The 22542-nt window shown below is 44.5% G+C and carries 20 protein-coding genes; 7 read left to right on the top strand and 13 right to left on the bottom strand.

The window, feature by feature from the left end:
• Positions 1 to 523: 523 nt before the first annotated feature.
• The 4 genes from MUY27_RS06260 to MUY27_RS06245 form a co-directional block, all read right to left on the bottom strand.
• Complete coding sequence (locus MUY27_RS06260; RefSeq protein WP_245129133.1) at positions 524 to 1441, bottom strand: alpha/beta hydrolase; 918 nt, start codon at positions 1439 to 1441, stop codon at positions 524 to 526.
• Positions 1442 to 1782: 341 nt separating this feature from the next.
• Complete coding sequence (locus MUY27_RS06255) at positions 1783 to 2064, bottom strand: hypothetical protein (protein WP_245129132.1); 282 nt, start codon at positions 2062 to 2064, stop codon at positions 1783 to 1785.
• A 3-nt stretch (positions 2065 to 2067) separates the two neighbouring features.
• A protein-coding gene (prfB, locus tag MUY27_RS06250) for a peptide chain release factor 2 (protein WP_245129131.1) occupies positions 2068 to 3160 on the bottom strand; the annotation gives its coding sequence in 2 pieces (ribosomal slippage) (positions 2068 to 3099 and positions 3101 to 3160; 1092 coding nt in all).
• 185 nt (positions 3161 to 3345) lie between these two features.
• Positions 3346 to 3780, bottom strand: a complete 435-nt coding sequence (locus tag MUY27_RS06245; protein ID WP_245129130.1) for a hypothetical protein — start codon at positions 3778 to 3780, stop codon at positions 3346 to 3348.
• 289 nt (positions 3781 to 4069) lie between these two features.
• Between MUY27_RS06245 and pgi the strand changes: the two genes are divergently transcribed.
• From pgi to MUY27_RS06230, 3 genes are all read left to right on the top strand, one after another.
• Positions 4070 to 5716, top strand: a complete 1647-nt coding sequence (gene pgi / locus MUY27_RS06240; protein WP_245129129.1) for a glucose-6-phosphate isomerase — start codon at positions 4070 to 4072, stop codon at positions 5714 to 5716.
• 125 nt (positions 5717 to 5841) lie between these two features.
• A complete protein-coding gene (locus MUY27_RS06235; RefSeq protein WP_245129128.1) occupies positions 5842 to 6177 on the top strand; it encodes a hypothetical protein in 336 nt (111 codons plus the stop codon).
• 85 nt (positions 6178 to 6262) lie between these two features.
• A complete protein-coding gene (locus tag MUY27_RS06230; protein WP_245129127.1) occupies positions 6263 to 6814 on the top strand; it encodes a cupin domain-containing protein in 552 nt (183 codons plus the stop codon).
• Between the two features lies 1 nt (position 6815).
• Here MUY27_RS06230 and MUY27_RS06225 read toward each other — a convergent pair whose 3' ends face one another.
• The 3 genes from MUY27_RS06225 to dnaG are packed head-to-tail and all read right to left on the bottom strand — an operon-like array spanning position 6816 to position 10215.
• Positions 6816 to 7907 (bottom strand): glutaminyl-peptide cyclotransferase, encoded by a 1092-nt coding sequence (locus MUY27_RS06225; RefSeq protein WP_245129126.1) that lies wholly within the window; start codon positions 7905 to 7907, stop codon positions 6816 to 6818.
• 10 nt (positions 7908 to 7917) lie between these two features.
• The gene (locus tag MUY27_RS06220; protein ID WP_245129125.1) at positions 7918 to 8280 is read right to left on the bottom strand and encodes a YraN family protein; all 363 of its coding nucleotides are present in this window, start codon (positions 8278 to 8280) and stop codon (positions 7918 to 7920) included.
• Positions 8281 to 10215 (bottom strand): DNA primase, encoded by a 1935-nt coding sequence (dnaG, locus tag MUY27_RS06215; protein ID WP_245129124.1) that lies wholly within the window; start codon positions 10213 to 10215, stop codon positions 8281 to 8283.
• 584 nt (positions 10216 to 10799) lie between these two features.
• On the opposite strand from dnaG, the gene MUY27_RS06210 reads away from it, so the two are divergent.
• Both MUY27_RS06210 and MUY27_RS06205 read left to right on the top strand, forming a co-directional pair.
• Positions 10800 to 11588 (top strand): mechanosensitive ion channel family protein, encoded by a 789-nt coding sequence (locus tag MUY27_RS06210; protein ID WP_245129123.1) that lies wholly within the window; start codon positions 10800 to 10802, stop codon positions 11586 to 11588.
• A gap of 51 nt (positions 11589 to 11639) precedes the next feature.
• Positions 11640 to 13067, top strand: coding sequence for an L-serine ammonia-lyase (locus MUY27_RS06205; protein WP_245129122.1), 1428 nt, complete (start codon positions 11640 to 11642; stop codon positions 13065 to 13067).
• 327 nt (positions 13068 to 13394) lie between these two features.
• On the opposite strand, the gene MUY27_RS06200 is transcribed toward MUY27_RS06205, so the two are convergent.
• From MUY27_RS06200 to tyrS, 4 genes are all read right to left on the bottom strand, one after another.
• Positions 13395 to 14315: an aspartate carbamoyltransferase catalytic subunit gene (locus MUY27_RS06200; protein WP_245129121.1), complete on the bottom strand. Its 921-nt coding sequence runs from the start codon at positions 14313 to 14315 to the stop codon at positions 13395 to 13397.
• Between the two features lie 43 nt (positions 14316 to 14358).
• A complete protein-coding gene (locus MUY27_RS06195) occupies positions 14359 to 14745 on the bottom strand; it encodes a four helix bundle protein (protein ID WP_245129120.1) in 387 nt (128 codons plus the stop codon).
• A 20-nt stretch (positions 14746 to 14765) separates the two neighbouring features.
• Positions 14766 to 15311, bottom strand: a complete 546-nt coding sequence (gene pyrR, locus MUY27_RS06190) for a bifunctional pyr operon transcriptional regulator/uracil phosphoribosyltransferase PyrR (RefSeq protein ID WP_245129119.1) — start codon at positions 15309 to 15311, stop codon at positions 14766 to 14768.
• A 105-nt stretch (positions 15312 to 15416) separates the two neighbouring features.
• Complete coding sequence (gene tyrS, locus MUY27_RS06185; RefSeq protein ID WP_245129317.1) at positions 15417 to 16700, bottom strand: tyrosine--tRNA ligase; 1284 nt, start codon at positions 16698 to 16700, stop codon at positions 15417 to 15419.
• A gap of 187 nt (positions 16701 to 16887) precedes the next feature.
• Here tyrS and MUY27_RS06180 point away from each other — a divergent pair, with 187 nt between their 5' ends.
• Positions 16888 to 17568: a hypothetical protein gene (locus MUY27_RS06180; RefSeq protein ID WP_245129118.1), complete on the top strand. Its 681-nt coding sequence runs from the start codon at positions 16888 to 16890 to the stop codon at positions 17566 to 17568.
• A 6-nt stretch (positions 17569 to 17574) separates the two neighbouring features.
• On the opposite strand, the gene MUY27_RS06175 is transcribed toward MUY27_RS06180, so the two are convergent.
• Complete coding sequence (locus tag MUY27_RS06175) at positions 17575 to 18825, bottom strand: MFS transporter (RefSeq protein WP_245129117.1); 1251 nt, start codon at positions 18823 to 18825, stop codon at positions 17575 to 17577.
• Between the two features lie 229 nt (positions 18826 to 19054).
• Here MUY27_RS06175 and rpsA point away from each other — a divergent pair, with 229 nt between their 5' ends.
• Entirely contained in the window at positions 19055 to 21019 is a 1965-nt protein-coding gene (rpsA, locus tag MUY27_RS06170) for a 30S ribosomal protein S1 (protein WP_245129116.1), read from the top strand.
• Between the two features lie 865 nt (positions 21020 to 21884).
• Here rpsA and MUY27_RS06165 read toward each other — a convergent pair.
• A complete protein-coding gene (locus MUY27_RS06165) occupies positions 21885 to 22514 on the bottom strand; it encodes a PH domain-containing protein (protein ID WP_245129115.1) in 630 nt (209 codons plus the stop codon).
• Between the last annotated feature and the right edge of the window lie 28 nt (positions 22515 to 22542).

Raw genomic sequence — 22542 nt, 5'->3', positions numbered from 1 at the left:
TTTTCTGACTTTTAAGTCAGGGTCAGATGGCACAGTGATGTTGTATTTCTTTAAAGATTCAGGCCTTCGCAAGCTCCTGGGATGACCTATTCAGATTTAAAACCTGTCGTCATTGCTGTAAAGGTTAGCTAACTTGGTAACCGAATTAGCTGACCTTTACTATTGCGACGAGCCCAATGGCTATCGGGAGACGCGGCAATCTTCACCTTGTAATATAAACTAGCAAGCCTTTTGTCGCTCTCCGTATGATCGTATTTGTATCGCCACAACCTCTAACTGCCCAGCGCTCATGCTTTGAGAGCATCAGCATGACACTCCCTCTAGCGCACGCATGTAATGCGTGCTTCAAAAGAAAAACGATTAAATCGTTGGGATTGAGCGTGCGATTATAGCAAAACTAAGATTTGTCACCCTGAGCTTGTCGAAGGGTAAAGTAACATGAAAAATGTACAGATACTCCCCGAAACTAGTTCGGGACAGGTCGACAAGCCTATCATGACATGATCGAAAATTATCAAATGTTTTATTTCACCCAGCCATTCAGCTTCATCCATGCTTTTAAGTCTTCGAACCAATCTTCGGGCTCTTTAGCATTATGCAACCCAAAGCCGTGGCCGCCCGCCTGGTAGATGTGCATTTCGGCTTTAACACCATTTTTCAGGAGTGCATCGTAGAACAGCAGCGAGTTTTGTACCGGTACCACATCATCGTCCTGTGCATGCACAAGGAAGGTTGGCGGGGTATCCTTTGTCACTTGCTTTTCGTTCGAAAAGTAGTCGATCTGCTCTTGTGCAGGGTTCTTGCCCAAAAGATTATCGCGCGAGCCTGCATGCCTGTACTCGCCCAGGGATACCACCGGATAGATGGCAATCAGAAAATCGGGACGAAGGTTTACCTGATCCGGGTTGGCAATAAAAGCCTTATTAAAATGAGTTGCCGTAGTAGTAACCAGGTGTCCCCCTGCCGAGAAGCCGATGATACCAACTTTATTGGGATCGATGTGATACTTAGCAGCATTTTGCCTCACAAATTGTAAGGCGCGCTGGGCATCCTGTAGCGGACCGATGCGCTTATCTGCCATAATTTCATCAGACGGCAAACGGTATTTAACCAGAAAAGCAGTTACACCTGTTTCGGCAAACTTTTGGGCAACCTGCGCACCTTCATGGTCGTTAGCCAACCCTGCGTACGCACCACCTGGGAAAACCAGCACTGCCGCACCGTTAGCTTTTCCCTCTTCGGGCAAATAAGGCGTAATCTGAGGTTTGGTAACCATCGTGATCCAATCGCCCTTAGCGTGTTTCTCCTGGTAAGTGGCAGGTGCAGTTTTGCTGTTAGGAACACCATCAGGGTAAAGATCAATCGCTTTTTCTGCTCGCGATTGCGCTGCTAAGTTTAAAGCTTGTATTAACAACAAGAAAGCAAAAAGAAACTTTTTCATCGCTTAACAGGTTTAATAGTGATTTTTCAAAGTAAAAAAGTACTAGAAAATTAACAATTGATGCCTTTAACCATAATAAAAAAACTTACCCAAAAGATACCCGCAGCAATGCCATTTACCAAAATCATTACACGATCTTCCATCCCATTAAAGGCCCGAAAAAGATAGATCAACGTAGCTATAGTTGAAAACAACCCCCATATTAACACCAAAAATGAGGCTAATTCATCAACAATCCCGTGGGTAAACTTAAAAAGGTTACAAATTATTATAGTTAGCAAAGCCACTACATAGGCAAGCAAAGTAATTTGTACCGTACGCTTTAATTTGATTACCAATTTTTAGCTTTTACTGATGAAACTCTCTATAAAAATAAATCCCCACCAACCAACTGCTGCAGATGCATTAATAAATAATAAGGCATTATTTTTTCTTCCCGTTATAAATCTAACCGCACTTATTACTAGTGCTATTGTTGAAACTATACCAAAAAGAAAAAAACTCAGGAAGTCTAAATTAGGCGTACAAGGGCCACTTTTAAATTCTTTATCCGTATTAAAAACCACGATGGCAATTATGGAAACGACATATGAACCACATATTATTATAGACTTCCTGCTCATATCTTATCCTCTTCCGCCGCCGAATTCCATCAGGTAGGCTTTCAGGAATTCGTCCAGTTCACCATCCAGCACCGCTTGCGCGTTAGAAGTTTCGTAATCGGTACGCAGGTCTTTCACCAGCTTGTACGGATGCAATACATAGTTGCGGATCTGCGAACCCCACTCAATCTTCTTCTTCGCACCTTCAATGGCATTGGTTGTTTCCATACGCTTACGCATCTCGATCTCATACAATTGCGATTTCAGCAAGCGGATGGCGTTCTCCTTATTCTGCAGTTGCGAGCGCGACTCCTGGTTTTTGATGATAATACCAGAAGGTTTGTGGTATAGTCGTACAGCAGTTTCCACCTTGTTTACGTTCTGCCCACCTGCACCACCGGAGCGGAAGGTTTCAAACTCAATATCGGCCGGGTTCACTTCTATCTCGATGGTATCATCCACCAGCGGATACACATAAACCGAAGCAAACGAAGTATGTCGTTTCGCATTAGCATCAAACGGAGAAACACGCACCAGGCGGTGAACGCCGTTCTCGCCCTTTAAATAACCATAAGCAAATTCGCCTTCTATTTGCAGCGTAACGGTTTTAATGCCGGCAACGTCGCCTTCCTGGTAATCCTGTTCAGACACCTTGTAGCCGTTCTTCTCGCCCCACATAATGTACATCCGCATCAGCATGCTGGCCCAGTCGCAGCTTTCTGTGCCACCGGCACCGGCGGTGATCTGCAGCACCGCATTCAGCTGATCTTCTTCGGCAGAAAGCATGTTTTTAAACTCCAGTTCTTCCATTGCCTTTGTGGCCATGTTAAACTGCTCTTGCATTTCTGCTTCGCTGGCGTCGCCGCTTTGATAAAATTCAAATAAAACGCCGGTATCTTCTATAATCGCTTGTACCTTCTGGTAAGCATCGGTCCACACCTTTTTGGCTTTGATAGACGCCAATACCTTCTCCGCTTCTTTGGGGTGGTCCCAAAAGTTGGGGGCTATGGTTATTTCCTGTTCTTTTTGCAGTTCATCGAGTTTCTTATCGATGTCAAAGATGCCTCCTCAGGGAAGCTGTTCTATCCCTTAAATCCTGAATCTGTTCTTTAGTCATGAAGCAAAGATAGTTTTTGAAGATGAAAGATGAAGTGCGTAAAAGTTTAAAGTAGAAAGTTATAAGTAGCAGCCACTATCAGTTCCCGCTCCTTCGGGAGAGGGTTAGGGGAGGTTGTCACCTTCAAAACAAAAAAGGCCCGCCTCACGAGGCAAGCCCTTCTGAAATATTATGCGGACGGCTGATCAGGCGGCCATGTAGCTGTCTACAAGGGTACTGAAATCATTTCCGCCGCTCAACTTGGATAAAAACCGGTTGATAGTAAATTCACTTTCGGCAGTACTTTTAGAAAGTTTTGCCATCTGTTCGATCACCGGGACGATCAATAAGCTCGACGCATTGAAGGCCGACTTCGGATCGATGTTATAATACTTGTTCAACTTATTGGCAAAGCGGTTGATCATACTGGTTACCAGTTCGTTGTTCTTCACGTCCATAAACTTAAAGAAACGGATCAAGTCTTTAATACGTCCATTGTCTAACTGCTTTTTCAGCACTTCAATAATAGCGCTTGACGCATCATTGATCACAGCTTCACTTTGCCCTGCAGGGATAACGGGATTTTGGATAACGGCTTCGCCGGCGTTGCTTTTAACAAGCATAAACAGGTTCTCAAACATAATATTCAGAATTTAATGGTAATTAGCTTAGAATCCCTTTTGCTTTAGGCAACAACCTTCGGCAAAGGGGTGGTATAAAGACAAATGTAATACCTATTTGTTTTCATTTTATAAATAATATTTCATTTTTGTTGAAATATTGTCAATTTTTTTGTGTTATTTTTACACTATCCTCAATGGTTAATGTAGAATTTACACTATGTGAGAAGAGAAATCTTACTGTAATTTTTTGAGGTAAAAACAATTCTTTAACCCGTAACTTGTTACTTTTGGTCAAAACACTACAATCATGCTGCCAAACATTAATTTTACCACTACAAAAGCCTATAATTATCTTACAGACCATTTCATAGAGCTTACTTCGCAACATCTTGCTGATCTTTTTAAAGCAGACGAAGGACGTTTTGAAAAATTCTCTGTACAGTTTAAAGACATTCTGTTCGATTATTCAAAAAACCGCATAGACGAAAAGACAGTTGCCTTGCTGGTTCAGCTGGCACATGAGTGTGAATTAGATAAAGCTATTGGGGCTATGTTTGCCGGTGAAGCTATCAACGTTACCGAAAACCGCGCTGTGCTGCATACTGCCCTGCGTAACCAAAGCAATACACCGGTTTATGTAGATGGTAAAGATGTAATGCCTGAAGTGAATGCCGTACTGGATCACATGAAGCAATTTTCTGATGATGTGATCAGCGGTAACTGGAAAGGCTATACCGGCAAAGAAATTACGGATGTAGTGAATATTGGTATCGGCGGGTCTGACCTTGGCCCGGTGATGGTGACCGAAGCGCTTAAGGCTTACAAAACCCGTTTGAACCTGCATTTTGTATCAAACGTAGATGGTACGCACATCGCCGAAACTCTTAAAACCATTAATCCGGAAACTACACTTTTCCTGATCGCCTCTAAAACCTTCACCACGCAAGAAACCATGGCCAATGCCCACACCGTACGCCAATGGTTTTTAGACAGCGGCGCGAAGGAAGCAGATATCGCCAAGCACTTTGCCGCCCTTTCCACCAACAGTAAAGGTGTGTCTGAATTTGGTATTGATACCGCCAACATGTTCGAGTTCTGGGACTGGGTGGGCGGCCGCTATTCTTTGTGGAGTGCCATCGGCTTATCTATTGCACTGGGTATCGGGTTTGATAATTTCCAAAAGCTGCTGGCAGGCGCACATGAGGCAGATCAGCATTTCAAAACCACACCTTTTGAAGAGAACATCCCGGTAATTATGGGGCTGATTGGTATCTGGTACAACAACTTCTTTGAAGCAGAAACCCAGGCCATTTTACCTTACGATCAGTATATGCACCGCTTTGCGGCCTATTTTCAGCAGGGCGATATGGAAAGCAACGGTAAGTCTGTTGCCCGTAACGGCGAGCACGTAGACTATCAGACCGGCCCGATCATCTGGGGTGAACCAGGCACTAACGGGCAGCATGCTTTTTACCAGTTGATTCACCAGGGCACCAAGCTAATCCCTTGCGATTTTATTGCACCGGCGCAATCACATAACCCGATCGGCGAGCACCATACTTTACTGCTCAGCAACTTCTTTGCGCAGACTGAAGCGCTGATGAATGGTAAAAGCTACGAAGAAGCAGCGGCAGAGCTGAAAGCCGCAGGAAAATCTGAACAGGAAATAGAAAAACTTGCACCATTTAAGGTATTCGACGGTAACCGCCCGACCAATTCCATCTTGGTGAAAAAGATCACACCAGAAACGCTCGGTTCGTTAATTGCTTTTTACGAGCACAAAATATTTACCCAGGGCATTATCTGGAACATTTACAGCTTCGACCAGTGGGGCGTTGAACTGGGCAAACAACTGGCGGGAAAAATCCTTCCGGAACTAAGAACCGGCGACCAGGTTACTTCACATGATTCATCTACCAACGGGCTGATCAATCAGTACAAAGCCTGGAGATAAACCGGCAGCAATCTTATAACTTATTTTTTATAACGACGGGGATATAAATGTATCCCCTTTTTTACTTTCGTACGTTAAACTATTAGTTTAACAGCTACTCTAATAATAAACCTTAAACTTCAACCATGAAAACTTTATTCAAACCCATTGCCCTTATCCTGACGGTTATTTTATTTGCGGCCTGCAGTACGCTCCGCAAGGTCGACCTTACAAAGGTGCATACCGGAATGTCAAAAGCAGAAGTGCAAGCCGCGCTACAAAAGAAACCGGTGAATATTGTTGCTTCCAGACATTTTACTAATCCCGATGCCGATGTAGAAGTTTTGGAATATACCGATAATGTGGTAAGCTATTATTTATACTTTGTAAACAACAAGCTGGATAAGTGGCACAAAGTAACACAAGGCGAACATGCGCCTACCCTTACTTATTATAATTTCGGGGATAATAACGGCTATTAGCCCCCCGAAAATTATTCGAAAATTTTATCATTTTTTTGTATCAAAATTACCCCTTTCTACGTCTAAAAGGTAAAACCTATACCACATGGCCGTTAGAAATAAGATCATCACTAATCCGAAAACGGGGCAGCAGATCAGGTTCATCAAAACTGCGAAGAGTACCAGTGGCGAACTACTGGAAATGGAAACTGTCTATGCTGCAAAGTCGGCAGAACCGTTGCCGCATTATCACCCGCACCAGACGGAAGATTTCACCGTGATCAGCGGCGAGCTAACCGTCAGGATCAACGGAAGGATCAGAAAACTAAAAGAAGGTGAACGCATGCATATTCCCATGAACCAGGAACATGCCTTGTGGAACAGTTCTGAAAATAAAACGATAGTAAGCTGGATTGTACAACCTGCTTTAAATACAGAGCATTTGCTGGAAACCATTACCGGCCTGGCGGCAGACGGTAAAACAAAAGCAAGCGGTATTCCGAATATCTGGCAATTTGCATTAACGGCACGCCATTTTTCTGAAGTACTGCGGTTTTCAAAAGCACCAGCATTTATCCAAACCTTAGTATTTTCTTTACTTAGCCCTATCGCTTATTTGTTAGGCTATAGACCCGTGTATAAAAAATACCTGGACTAAACTACGCTGCAGGTTTTACAAACTTCACCTGGTATAGCTTCGGCCATTTTTTCCCGGTGATAAAAATCCGGTTGCCTGCTTTATCATAGGCAATACCGTTCAGTACGTCTGCATTAGGTGCGCGCTGGTCTGCTGGGTACAATGTACCCAGATCTATCCTTTGCTGCACCGCGCCTGTTTTGGGGTCAATAACCACAATGGTATCCGTTTGCCAAACGTTGGCATATAACATCCCGTTTATATATTCCAGTTCGTTAAGGTTGGTTACCGGGCCTTTATCATCATAAACATCAATAACACCTTTGCGCTGATAAGTATTCTTATCGAGGATTAAGATCTGGTTGGTACCGCCGGCATCGCTTTCTGCAAAGGTGGCATATAGCTGCTTTCCGTCGTTACATAAACCCCAACCCTGCGCTGCCGCATTGAATGGAAAAGTACTTAACCGTTTCAGGGTTTTAGCATCGTAGGTATAGCCTACCTTTTCGTGATAGGTTAGTTGGATTACTTTACCGTCGATCACGGTGATACCTTCTGCAAAAACTTTCGGATCTACGTCAGTTTTCAGCACTGCCTTTCCTGTAGCAGGGTCAACTTTACGTAAACTTGAATTCCCCTCAGAAGAACCCGCATACCCGCCATCACTCTCGTAGAAATAACCATCGTGGTATTCCAATCCTTCAGTGAAGGAACTTGTATCATGCGGGAAGCTCTTTTCAATTTTATAAGTCAGCACTTCGGGTGCTTTGGCAGCCACGATAACCACATTGGTAGATCCCTCGTTACTCTTGCCACCCTGGTAAACCTTTGCTGTAATGATCCGTACACCCAACTTTACACTATCCGTTTTTAAGCTGAAGGCAGATAGGTCCTTCTGTACGCCTACCCGTGTAGAATCCAGCAGGTACACTACCGAATCCGGCTTGATATCACCGGCTGATACTTTAACCGGTACCGCTTCTCCGGAACGCACTGTAGTACCGGCATCGGGTGTTAAAGTAATATTGTCACTGGTGGTTTGTTCCTGGTGGTTGCCGCAGCTATACAGAACAATCAGCGCTGCGAGTAAGAGGTAGATGCCTTTAGTTTTCATGAAATATTTATCAGCCTTGCGGCCAGAATGCGTCTTCTATATGTTTTAATGTATAATGATCACCTTTGATCAGCACGGATATAATATCAAACCGCACTTCACCCTGGTGGTTCATTAGGTAAATATACTCATCCGCAGCATCGACAAGCAGTTTTTGCTTCCTGTTATCCACAAAATCCTCAGGTTCGCCAAATCCGGTGCCGGTACGCGTTTTTACCTCGGTAAATATAATCACACTATCTTTATATGCAATTAAATCTATCTCGGCTTTGCCGTGCGTCCAGTTCTCGTCTAAGATCTCGTAACCCTGGCTTAATAAATGATTTTTGGCAAGTAATTCGCCGCGGCGGCCGGTATCCAGGTGCTGCGCCATTTATTTAATGATTACCGAGCCAAGATAATCTGAGATATGCTTCTCTACTTTTTTCAGGTGCATGTACCGGGTCATCAATATTTCCTGGTCTTCGGGTACGGTAGTCTCCTGTAATTCTTTACGAAGTTCTTCCAACATTTTGCCTACCTTTTGCATTTTTAAGTGGAAAATAGCCCCCAGTACGGTTCCGCGCATATTCTGCTGCTCGTCTGATACCAGGATGTGGTGCATATCGTACCAGTTTTCGCTTAAAGCGTATTTGGTCGAAAGCAAATCCACCGCAAGGTCTACTATTTGTTTATCCTCATGATGGATAAAAAACTGATCTTCGGGCAAAACGCCGTTCTCTACCTGTTCGCGGTAAATATCTACAAACTGCTTGCAAACCGGCTCTTCAAAAGTAACGTCGCTCATCTCGGCAATCATGAACGGCCCAATATAGGTATTGGCAATGCCGTCCCAGTCGATCATGCGGTTACCGTACAGTAACAGCACCCTTACCACCTCGCGCTCTTTGTATAAAGCTTTTGAGATATTATTAGCAGGGGCAGGATTATCAGCAAAAAGATCTTCAGGAGGTTGTTCCGGGAAAAAGTTGGATGGTTCTGGTTGTTCGCCCTTCTTTTTGCTTTTGTTGAGCCGCATTTTATTCAGCTCGGTAAGCAGCACCCGCTCCTCAATCTGCATCTGGTGGCTACACTCGCGGATGAACACCGAAGCCTTAATAGAATCCGGGATCTTAGCAATGCTTTCTACCACTTCGCGAATTACCTCTGCCCGGCGAATAGGGTCAGTACCGGCATCCTTTAGCAGGATGTTGGTTTTATATAAGATGAAGTCCTGGCGATTTTGTTCGATGTGTTGTTTAAAGGCTGTACTGCCCACCTGGCGCACATACGAGTCCGGGTCGTGCCCGTCCGGGAAAGAAACTACCTTTACGTTCAGGCCCTCTTCCAGGATCAGGTCCAGCCCGCGCAGCGACGCTTTGATCCCCGCCGCATCGCCATCATAAAGTATGGTGATGTTTTTGGTTAAACGGCCAATCAAACGGATCTGCTCCACCGTAAGTGAGGTACCCGATGAGGCTACCACGTTTTCTATCCCGGCCTGAAATACCGAAAGTACATCTGCGTAACCCTCTACCAGGTAACAGTTATCAAAATCGCGGATGGCTTTTTTGGCAAAGAATAAGCCGTAAAGAACGTTGGATTTGTGATAGATCTCAGACTCGGGCGAGTTAACGTATTTAGGCACGTTCTTATCGCTCTTCAGCGTACGTCCACCGAAGGCAATCACCCTACCGGTAAAGCTATGGATGGGGAACATCACCCGGCCACGGTAGCGATCATACAGCGTGCCGTTTTCACGCTTTACCGAAAGACCACTTTCGAGCATAAATTCGGGCTGATAACCTGCCTTTTCCGCTGCGGACGAGAATGCCTCCCATTGGTCGGGCGAATAACCCAACTCAAATTTTTTAATGATATCGTTACTGAAGCCGCGCTCTTTAAAATAGCTCAGGCCGATGTTTTTCCCTTCCTCAGTATCCCACAAACTTTCCTGGAAAAACTTAGCCGCGTAGCCCGTTACAATCATCAGGCTTTCACGGCGGTTCTCGGCTTCTTTATCCTCGCGGTTTTCCTCGGTTTCCTCTATCTCGATGCCGTACTTTTTCGCCAGCCATTTTAACGCTTCGGGGTAGGTAAACTTTTCGAGCTCCATTAGAAAGGTAACGGCAGAACCACCTTTACCCGAACTAAAATCCTTAAAAATACCCTTGGCCGGAGAAACCGTAAAAGAGGGCGTTCTTTCATTAGCGAATGGCGAAAGACCGACATAATTAGCCCCGCGCTTTTTTAATTGTACAAACTCACCGACTACCTCTACAATGTCGGTCGCTTCCATAATCTTATCGATAGTGAGTTTGGAAATCATAGCCTGCAAAGATACGGACAACTTCGCGCCGATCTAATCATAAATGTAAAGTATTTCGGCGAAGGATGGAAGCAGCTTATACTATAACTCCTGCGTCTGTCAAAAGAAATTTAAATTCCCTCCCCACGGGAGGGTTAGGGAGGGGTCATGTCATCTATTACCCCTTCCTCCCCCTTCCCAAAGGGAAGGAATCGCAACGCCCAACGCTTATATTGATATAGTTGAACAGGACTGGTATTCTTTTATACAATGTGAGAAACCATCTCGATTAGCTTACTGTAATCCCCTGACAGCATAGCAGAGTATACACTTGTCCAAAATAAACTACTTCTGCAAACGGTATAAAACTTAACACTAAAGCCTCTATGTTAAGCTTTTGTAGTGTTTCTGTCATTTCATAGGTCGATGCAGGCTTTTTACACTATCCCTCAGATAAAAGGCATAGCATTTGATAAAATGTGAACGAGATGAAAAAAAATACCCAAAGAAAAAGATATTTGCAATCCCGGATATTCGAGTGGGTAGTACTTAAAGGTCCGGAGCTTTTAGCAACACTTATATCTTAACAGCTCTTTTCCGTTTACATGGACATTCATTTACTGTATAATGCAGCTTATTTATGGTTAGCCACACGTGGCCCCAAATTACTGATAGGCATTATCGTTTTGATTATCGGACTTTGGTTCATTCGTTTTCTGCGGGGTTACATGCGCCGTCGGATGGCGCACCGCCAGGTACATTCCTCATTACAACCCTTTTTCTTAAGTTTAACATTTACGGCGCTTCACCTGGTACTGATCATCGTGGTAATGGAGGTGATAGGCCTGGAGTTGACCATCTTTACGGCCATTATCAGTGCTGCCACGGTAGCTGCCGGTTTGGCGCTATCCGGCACCTTGCAAAACTTTGCAGGGGGCGTGATGATTCTGCTGTTGAAACCCTTTGAAATTAACGACAACATCATTGCGCAAGGGCAGGATGGTATTGTATCCGAAATACAAATCTTTTACACTGTGATCATCACTTTTGATAATAAGACAGTAATTATCCCCAATGGAAAGCTTTTTAATGAAGTCATCGTCAACGTCAGCCGGGAAGGCAAGCGCAGGCTGGATATTGAAATGAAGATCAGTTACGCTTACGACTCTGAGCAGGTAAAAGCGACCATGACCAAAACGGTAAAAGCAACGAAGAATATCCTCGTAGAACCGGCCATGTATATCGGCGTGGAAACCCTCGACCCGGATGGCATGCGTTATACAGTAAGAGTTTGGGTAGAACCTTCGAATTTTCTCCGTGCTAAATTAGACCTGCAGGAACGCCTGATCCAGGATTTAAAGTCGAGCGGCGTAAAGCTGCCGGGTATGGCTTAATTCATTCCGAAAAGGTTCTGTTTCGGTATTTAATGCCCTATCTTTGTAGTAATGCAAAAGGAACAGATCTCCGTTTTCCATATTTTTAAAATAGGCATAGGCCCTTCAAGTTCGCATACCCTTGGTCCATGGCGCGCTGCGCAACAATTTGTCAATCTGCTTACAGAAAAGCAGGTTTTAGAAGAAGTTGTACAAGTAAAAATCCTGTTGTACGGTTCGCTGGCCAAAACAGGTAAAGGGCACGGTACTGATATTGCTGTCTTGCTTGGGCTGAGCGGGGATGATCCTGTTACTTTTGATGTGACGCAGGTGAACAGTAAGGTAGAGAAGATCAAATCTTCACACCAGTTAAATCTGGGTGCGCGCAAGCAGATCAGCTTTTTCTTTGAAGACGATCTGCTGTTCCTGTTTAATGAAAGCCTGCCTTTCCACCCCAATGCGGTCACTTTCCAGGCATTTTTAAGCACAGGTAAGGCTGTTTCAGAAACTTATTATTCTATAGGTGGTGGTTTTGTGGTGAAAGAAAACGACCAGGGCGATGCCGCCAAAGAAGTGGACCTTCCCTTCCCGATTGATACTGCTGCTGAACTGTTGCACTGGTGCCGTAAAACCGGCTTGAAGATTTCCGAGGTGGTGATGGAGAATGAGCAGGCCTGGCGAAGCGAAAAGGAAACGCGAGACGGTGTGTTGGATATTTTCCGTGTAATAAAAGAATGTATTTATCGCGGCTGCCACACTACAGGCTATTTGCCCGGAGGGCTGAATGTAGCCCGCCGCGCGGCCGGATTGAACAAAAAACTGATTGGCGAAAATGCCTACCATAACTTCGAAGAATGGGTACAAGCTATTCGTGCTACAGGTTATGGCTTTAAAAATATACTGGACTGGGTAAGTTGTTTTGCTCTGGCCGTTAACGAAGAAAATGCTTCATTTGGCCGCGTGGTAACGGCCCCAACGAATGGTGCAGCGGGTGTAATCCCGGCAGTGCTGCAATATTTTATTGTTTTTTGCGATAGCTATAGCGAAGATAAGATTATTCAATTCTTACTTACCGCTTCCGAAGTAGGAAGCATCTTCAAAAAAGGTGCTACGATCTCTGCCGCGATGGGCGGTTGCCAGGCAGAAATTGGCGTGTCATCAGCAATGGCAGCTGCAGCACTAACTGAATGTTTGGGCGGATCGCAGCGGCAGGTATTAATGGCTGCGGAAATTGCTATGGAGCATCACCTGGGTTTAACCTGCGACCCGATCGGCGGCCTGGTGCAGGTGCCTTGTATAGAACGTAATACCATGGGGGCCATCAAGGCCATCACGGCTTCGCAATTAGCGCTGCAAAGTAACCCGGAACATGCCAAGGTAAGTTTGGACGCAGTGGTAAAAACCATGTGGCAAACCGCTTTGGACATGAATTCGAAATACAAGGAAACTTCTGACGGTGGCTTGGCGATCAATATCCCGATTAGCCTGCCGGAGTGTTAGTATTGATCCAGGATATTTTAGCCACGAAGATATATACTCTATCGCGAGCACTTGTAACGCGAGCGCCTAATATCTGACGATTTAAACGTCCTTCTTTTTAAGCACGCGTTAAATTGTGCTAGACGGAATGTCATGCTGAGGAATGTCACCCTGAGCCTGTCGAAGGGCTCTCGAAGCATCTGATCCTTCGATGGAGTCATTGCAAGTAACGAAGCAATCTTTGAAGCGATAAGTCTTACTGGGGATTGCTTCTTCGCCTTCAGCTCATCGCAATGACATGTTTTTAAAAAAATCTTGATTCTTGGCTCTTGCCTCTTGATTCTTTTATCAAGCTTGCCCTGCCAGCAGGAACAATACCGCCATACGGATGGCTACGCCGTTCTCTACCTGGTCGAGAATGATGGACTGTTTGCTGTCGGCCACATCGCTGGTAATTTCCACGCCGCGGTTAATTGGGCCGGGGTGCATAATGGTAATTTCTTTATCCAGTGAATCCAGTATTTGTTTATTCAGGCCGTATAGCATGGTGTACTCGCGCAGGGAAGGGAAGTATTTGATATCCTGGCGTTCCAACTGAATTCGCAGCATATTGGCTACGTCGCACCAATTCAGGGCTTTGATCAGGTTGTGTTCTACTTTTACGCCTAACGAACCAATGTACTTAGGAATCAATGTAGTTGGTCCGCAAACCATTACTTCGGCACCTAATTGTTTCAGGCAAAGAATGTTTGATAAAGCAACGCGCGAGTGCAGAATATCGCCTACGATTACTACTTTCTTACCGGCTACATCCCCATATTTTTCGCGGATAGAAAATGCATCAAGCAGGGCCTGCGTAGGGTGTTCGTGAGCACCATCGCCCGCGTTGACAATTTGTGCGTTGATATGCTTAGAAAGGAATACCCCGGCACCGGCATAAGGATGGCGCATCACTACCATGTCCACCTTCATAGCCAGGATGTTGTTTACCGTATCGATTAAGGTTTCGCCCTTGCTTACTGATGAAGACGACGCCGCAAAGTTAACCACGTCGGCAGAAAGGCGGCGCTCGGCCAATTCAAAGGAAAGGCGCGTACGCGTAGAATTTTCGAAAAAAATGTTGGCAATGGTAACGTCGCGCAGTGAAGGCACTTTTTTAATCGGCCTGTTAATTACGTCTTTAAAAGAATCAGCGGTTTCAAAGATCAGTTGAAGATCTGCTTCGTTCAAATCTTTAATACCTAATAAATGCCTTGTGCTAAGTCCCATCTGTTGAATTTCGAATAATGAATATTGAATTTCGAATGTTGATTTATTTTAAATTATTCCTTTTAGCAGTTTCAATGCTTCTTACAAAAATTGCTATGAGTTGATTGCACTCATCTTTAGCTTTTGACGTTTTATCTAAATCATAAATATTTCGTCTTTCAATAAGTTTAAGAGAAACCATCGTTTCCCTTAGTTCTTTAAGAATAATTTTCATTTTATGAATGAAATCATTTCTTGATTCTGCTGATTGAGCTTCACCATAGTTTAAGGCAGGTGAGCAACCTGATCTTAATATTTGTCCGGATACATAAGCTCCAAATCTGGTCTCGGGTAACTTTTCCGATAATAATGATATGCTAACAGCAAAGTCAATTAATCTTTCTTCAAGATCGTATTTGGCTTTTGCTTCCTTAACTTCATTATTCATCATTGGTTATTCGATGTTCGATATTATTTCTGCTCGTTGATGAGCGTTACTTTATCTTCCTGATCCGTCTCTTTCCAGCTTACCACCACTTTTTGCGAGGCGATAGAATCTACCTCGATCCCGGTATAATTTGCAGATACCGGGATATGGCGCGAATAGCGACGGTCTACCAGTACCAGCAGCTCTACCTTTTCGGGGCGGCCAAATGCCTGCAAGGCATCCATCGCGGCACGGATGGTACGGCCGGTCCAAAGTACATCATCCATCATGATCACCTTTTTGCCTTCGGTGATAAAGTCGATACGTGTTTGGTTAGGCAGTAACTGCGACTCGCGGCGGCGAAAATCGTCGCGGTAGAAAGTAATATCCAGGTCGCCCTGTAAAATGGTTTTGCCCGGTAATATTTTGCGTAGTTCTTCGGCAATGCGTTTAGCCAGGAAAATTCCCCTTGGCTGGATACCGATAATAACTGAATTAGAAAAATCGTTGTGATTTTCAATTAACTGACGACATAAACGCTGTATCGTTATTTGAAACTTCTGACCGTCGAGCAGCGTAAGATTTTGCATCGTTGGGTGGATTTGGGCAAAGATATGGATTTTGTTGATTTGTTGAAACGCCAGTTGCAGTAGCAAACGAAAAAGGCTTCTGAAAAGAAGCCTTCGTAATTACTTTTATTCTGCTACAATCAGGAAGTAATTTTTCTTCCCTTTTTGCGCTACCAGGAACTTGCCGTTAATCAGGTCTGCCGCTGCAAATACCTGCTCGGGTGCGCCAATCTTTGTTTTATTTATGGATACGCCACCTGCCTGTATCATTTTACGCGCTTCGCCTTTTGACGGGAATACTGCTGTTTTAGTTGCCAGTAATTCCACGGCATTGATGCCTTCGCTTAGTTCGTCTTTCGCTACGTTGAAATTAGGAACACCTTCAAATAAGCCGATTACTTCTTCGTCGTTCAGTTCGTTCAAAAACTCGATGCCGGTATTGCCAAACAAAAACTCGGACGACTTGATCGCTTTTTCATAAGCATCTTCGCCATGCACGCGGATGGTAATATCTTTCGCCAGTGCTTTTTGTAAGGCACGCTGATGTGGTGCCTGCTCGTGCTCTGCCTCGATGGCCTCAATGGTAGCCTTGTCAAACAAGGTGAAGATGCGGATGTAGCTTTTTGCATCAGCATCGCTGGTGTTCAACCAGAACTGGTAGAATTTATAAGGGGAAGTTTTCTCCGGGTCGAGCCATACCGCGCCACTTTCGGTTTTGCCGAATTTGGTACCATCGGCCTTTTTGATCAGCTGGGTAGTTAATGCAAAAGCTTCACCGGCGTCTTTACGGCGGATCATCTCCGTACCGGTTACAATATTGCCCCACTGGTCGCTGCCGCCCATTTGCAGCGTGCAGTTTTTATGTTTCCACAAATAGTAGAAGTCGTAGCCTTGTACCAACTGGTAGGTAAATTCGGTGAAAGACATCCCGGTATCACCCTCCAGGCGTTTCTTTACCGAATCTTTCGCCATCATGTAATTCACGGTGATGTGTTTACCCACGTCGCGGATAAAATCAAGGAAGGTAAAATTTTTGAACCAGTCGTAATTGTTTACCATCTCGGCACTGTTGGCGCCGCTTTCAAAATCCAGGAACTTAGCCAGTTGTTTCTCTACCGATTTCAGGTTATGCTGAAGCGTTTCTTCTGACAGCAGGTTACGCTCGGCCGATTTACCCGAAGGATCGCCTACCATACCGGTAGCGCCACCCACTAAAGCATAAGGCTTGTGGCCTGCACGCTGAAAGTGGATCAGCGTCATGATCTGCGTAAGGTGGCCCACATGCAGCGAGTCTGCCGTGGGGTCGAAACCGATATATCCCGAAGCTATGCCTTTATTCAGCATTTCTTCAGTGCCGGGCATAATATCATGCAGCATGCCCCGCCAGCGTAATTCTTCAACAAAGTTTATGGTACTCATAAGGACTGCAAAGATAGAAATTCAAATGAAGTTGCGGAGGTACGAGTTTCGAGTGTTCAGGTGCGGGGAGCGAGACCAATGATTAATGATTAATGACCAATGACCAAGTGATTAGTGACTAATGATTAATGACCAATTTTCAATTCCCGCAAAAATTCGGTATTTTGCCTCTGCATCTATGAATTTCCTTTCTCACTATTACTTTGACCGCAAAACGTCAGACTGTTACCATGTGCTGGGTACCGTATTGCCAGATCTGCTGAAAAACGCGGATAAGCATACTTCGCTGCACCCCGAAAAACTGATCCACCCGGATAAAAATATCAACAGTTTGATCGGCGGGTGGAAAAAGCACCTCGAGGTAGATCGTCATTTTCATTCATCAACATTTTTTAAATATCATTCGCACCAGCTGAAACTAAACTTGCTGCCAGCGCTCGAAGGCTCACCGGTAAAGCCATTCTTTTTAGGGCATGTGGGGATTGAATTGATACTGGATAACCTGTTGCTGACTAATAACCTGGTTAATGCGGGCGATTTTTATGACCAGCTGAATGATTGTAATGAAGAGGTGATCTACCGCTTTTTAAGCTTTGCGGGAATGCGAAACCCCGAGATCTTTCTTTCATTCTTTGATGGATTTAAACGCAGCCGTTATTTGTTCAGCTATGCAGAGAGCAGCCAGGTGGCCTATGCATTGAAGCGGATTTGCATGCGGGTATGGCAATCGCCGTTTACACCGGAGCAGGAAGAACAGTTAACACAGCTTGTAGCCGCCTACCGGCTTGAAGTGCAGCCTGTATTTATGGAGATTTTCGATTTGATACAGGCTGCATTACCGACGGACTCTGCCGCGTAATTTTGGTTAGGGTATTAATTGCGCAGGTTCTTCTGCCGAATGTGCGATCTGTTGAGCTGCAGAACGTTTCAGGCACAAGCCGAATACAATAGCAGCAACAAATCCGCAAAGACCTTCGATCAATAATACATGCCTTGCGCTGATATGGTGGGCTGCTAAACCAACCACAAAACTGCCCAGCGGCTGCATGCCCATAAAGGCCATTACGTAAAAGCTGATCACACGGCCACGCATCCGGTTATCTACCGTTGTTTGGATAAACGTGTTGGTACCGGCAATTTGTGTCATCATACCCAAACCACTAAAGCAGATAAAGATCAGCGCAACCCATAATTTACTGCATAAGGCAACTGCCGCTATGCTGGCACTGAAAAGCATACAAGCATAAACAACGGTGTGCCGCAAATTTTTGGTGGATTTTAATCCGGCCATATATACGGCACCGGCAAGTGCACCCAGTCCGGAAAGGCTGTTCAATAAGCTGTATGTCCCGGCGTTACCCTTGAAAATATCTTTAGCGAAGATGGGCAGCAGGGTAGTGTACGTCATGGTGAAGAAACTGGTAAAAGCCATCAGTAGGATAATCAGTTTAATATCGCGGGCTTGCTTCAGGTATTCAAAACCACTCTTCAACCCTTGCCAAACCGTATCTGTAGCCGCGGGTCGGGTTTCAGGTTTCAGCTTCATTAGTAACAAGCAGGCAATCACCGCCAAAAAGCTGATGGCATTCAGCAGAAAGCAAATACCTGAGCCTACCGTAACCAACAAAATCCCGGCAACAGCAGGGCCGATCAATCGTGCCACATTTACCATGGACGAGTTAAGGGCAATGGCGTTCTGTAAATCACTTTTATCATCAATCAGCCTGATCATTAACGATTGCCTGGCAGGGGTATCAAAGGCATTGATAATCCCCAGCACCACGCTTAAACACATAATGGCCGGCAGGCTGTAAACCTTAGATAAGATGAGGGTAGCCATAATGCTGGCCTGAATCATGGCGGCAATTTGCGTGGTTAATAATATGCGGTAACGGTTGTGCCTGTCAGACATGGCCCCGCCGTACGGCGATAGCAGCAGGGTTGGCAATTGGCCGCTGAAATTAACCACGCCCAACATCAAAGCGGAATGTGAAATACTGTATACCACCCAATTGATGGCGATACGCTCCATCCAGGTACCGATGAGTGACAGCGACTGGCCGATAAAATAAAGTCTGAAATTTGGATATTGTAGTGAACGGAAAGTAGAAGACATATTATTTAAACGACAAGTATCCCTGTTTTTGGTTTGTTGTATTGTTTGTTTAATGTAAAAATGAGTGATAGAGGTGTGGGTTGTTAAAATTATAGCAGATCGCTCCCGGATAATTATTACAAAAACTACTCAAAATCAGCAATTAACAATAAAATAATTTTTTTGTACCGAAATTATATCCGTACCTTTGCAGTCCCAATTGCATTGGGAAAAGGAGAAAATTTATTTAATGGCTAAAAAACAAGAAGCAGAAAAAGAATTAAAAGCTAAGGAAGCTGAACTGGGAACAGTAGCGCTTTCTAAAGACAGAGAGAACATTGAATCAGAAGCTGATTCGATTTCTATCGATGAGATCAAATCTAACATTGCAAAAGCAAACGAAGATTTTGATTGGGACGCCGATGACAAAAAATTCGGCAATTACAGCACTGCAGACCGCGAGCGTTTAGAGCAAATGTACGATGGTACTTTCAGCTCTATCAACAAAGGCGAGATCATCAACGGCACTGTTGTAAGCATCAACAACAAAGATGTGGTATTGAACATCGGCTTTAAGTCTGATGGTATGGTATCATTATCTGAATTCCGCGACACTCCTGAGCTGAAAGTAGGCGACCAGGTGGAAGTTTTTGTTGAATCACAAGAAGATGCTAACGGACAGTTAGTATTATCTCGTAAACGTGCAAAAACACAGAAATCATGGGAGCGTATCAATCAGGCTCTTGACAATGATGAGATCATTACCGGTTTTGTGAAGAGCAGAACTAAAGGTGGTCTGATCGTTGATATTATGGGCGTAGAAGCCTTCTTACCAGGTTCACAAATCGACATTAAGCCTATCCGCGATTATGACGTTTATGTGGGCAAAACTATGGAGTTCAAAGTTGTTAAGATCAACCACGAGTTTAAAAACGTAGTGGTATCGCACAAAGTGCTGATCGAAGACGATTTGGAAAACCAAAAAACTGAAATTGTTGCCAAGCTTGAAAAAGGTCAGGTATTGGAAGGTACAGTTAAAAACATTACCGACTTCGGTGTATTCATCGACCTTGGCGGTGTTGACGGCTTACTGCACATCACTGATATTTCTTGGGGACGTATCGAGCATCCGCGTGAAGTATTATCACTTGATCAGAAGATCAACGTGGTGGTTCTTGACTTTGATGACGAGAAAAAACGTATCGCCCTTGGCTTGAAACAATTAACTCCTCATCCTTGGCAAAACCTTGACGAGGCAATCCAGGTGGGTTCACTTGTTAAAGGTAAAATTGTTACCGTGGCTGATTACGGCGCGTTCCTGGAAATTATCCCTGGCGTTGAAGGTCTGATCCACGTATCAGAAATGTCATGGTCTCAGAACCTGCGCAATCCTCAGGAATTCCTGAAAGTAGGTGACGAGGTTGAGGCTAAAGTATTGACATTAGACCGCGAAGAGCGCAAAATGTCATTAGGTATCAAACAATTAACTCCTGATCCATGGCAAAATGCTGCTGAGCGCTACGCAGTAGGTACCCAGCACGTTGCTACCGTTAAGAACATGACCAACTTTGGTGTGTTCGTAGAACTGGAAGACGGAATTGACGGTTTAATCCACATCTCTGACCTTTCTTGGTCTAAGAAAGTTAACCACCCTAACGAATTCACTAAAGTTGGTGAGAAATTAGACGTGGTAGTACTTGAACTGGATGTTGAAAACCGCAAATTAAGCTTAGGTCACAAACAGCTGGAAGAAAACCCTTGGGATACTTTCGAAACTATCTTCACATTGGATTCAGTTCATGAAGGTACTGTGCTGAAAGTAACTGACAAAGGTGCTATCGTAGCATTACCTTACGGTGTTGAAGGCTTCGCGCCAACCAAACACTTGGTGAAAGAAGATGGCAAAAGCGTTAAAGCTGAAGAGACCGCAGAGTTTAAAATCATCGAGTTCAACAAAGATTCTAAACGTATCGTGATTTCTCACTCACGCATCTGGGAAGACCAACGTGCAGAGGCTCGCGTACAAGACTTTGAAAACCGCAAAAAGGAAGCAAAAGCTACTACAAGTGCAGTTAAAAAAGTAAAAGAATCTGTTGAGAAATCAACTTTAGGTGATCTAAGCGTGCTTGCTCAATTAAAAGAGCAAATGGAAGGTGCCGAAAGTAAGGCAGCTGCTAAAAAAGCCGCAGGTAAATCTGAAGAAGACGCTCAATAAGCATTAAATAAATTGATCCTTCATAAGCCCTTTGCTGAAAAGCAAAGGGCTTTTATTTTTTTGTAGCATGCCCAAGAAGATTTCTCCTCGTGCCTCGTCGAAAAGACAATTAATGGGACAAAAAGGCCATACAATCTTGGATCATTTCTAACGAGTGTTTCAAATATCTTAGCGATCGAATCGCTTTAATTCTGCGGCACGCGTTGCAAACGCGCGCTTGCGTTGAATCATATCGTAACTGTCATCTCGAACTAGGAGAGAGATCTTCTTTAATTGGTATGCCCCGGAAGATTTCTCCTCGTACCTCGTCGAAAAGACAATTAACGGGACAAAAGGCCATGCAAGCCTGAGCTCATTTCTAACGAGTAGGGGTCTTAGCGATTGAATCGCTTTAATTCTGTCGGCACGCGTTTCAAACGCGCGCTTGCGTTGAATCATATTGTAACTGTCATCTCGAACGAAGAGAGAGATCTTCTTTAATTGGTATGCCCCGGAAGATTTCTCCTAGTACCTCGTCGAAAAGACAATTAACGGGACAAAAAGCCACACAATCTTACGCTCATTTCTAACGAGTGCTTCAAATATCTTAGCGATCGGATCGCTTTAATTTTGTCGGCACGCGTTGCAAACGCGCGCTTGCGTTGAATCATATCGTAACTGTCATCTCGAACGAAGAGAGAGATCTTCTTTAATTGGTATGCCCCGGAAAATTTCTCCTCGTACCTCATCGAAAAGACAATTAATGGGACAAAAAGCTGCGCAATCTTGAGCTCGTTCGTAACAAGTGCGTTGTGATCTTAAAGCATACAAATAAAAAAGGCCATCCTGATAAGAATAGCCAGTATTTTTATGCTCGCAACCTAATCTACAGGTCGCTTAGCAGATCCAGTTTTTTCTGGTTATATTCTTCCTGCGAGATCAGCCCGTTATCGAACAACGTTTTCAATTTCTTTAACTTTTCGGTCAGTTCGTCTGGCTTGGTTTCTACAACAGGTGCCGGTGGAGCAACAGGTGCTGGAGCAGGTGCGGCGGCAACTTGCGGAGCAGCAGCCTGTGGCTGTTCTGCCGGGATGTTGATGATGTGCCCGGTTTCACGCTCTTTACGGCGGCGCTCTTCTTCGCGGCACTGCTGCGAGTACTGGTAAAGCTTACGTGCCTGCACTTTTGGCAAGTAATCTACGCCCATTTCTGCGCCTTGTGTAGTTTTAATAGTAAATACCGCACCAATGATCTCTTCTTTCATGTTCACGTCGGCAACGTCTTTCCACATAAAGTCTACAAACTTTAACGAAAGGCCCAGGTTGGCCGGGGTGAAAAACAATACCCGGCGTGTGGTTACCACGATACAATCCGGAAGGATATTTACCAGCGGTTTTTTCTGGGTAGCCAGGTAAAGGGCTTCTTCGCCGGTTGGTAACAGTTCTTTTAAACGGCTATATACTTTCTCAGCGGCTTTGGGGTCTTGCTGATCCTGTAAAAAATTTTCAATCGTCATATTGGTTTTGTTTATTTAAACCGGTACA

Source organism: Mucilaginibacter straminoryzae, assembly GCF_022953055.1.
GTDB classification, from domain to species: Bacteria; Bacteroidota; Bacteroidia; order Sphingobacteriales; family Sphingobacteriaceae; genus Mucilaginibacter; species Mucilaginibacter straminoryzae.
The sequence above is the reverse complement of the archived record's forward strand: the minus strand, read 5'-3'. Positions and strand labels throughout refer to the sequence as shown.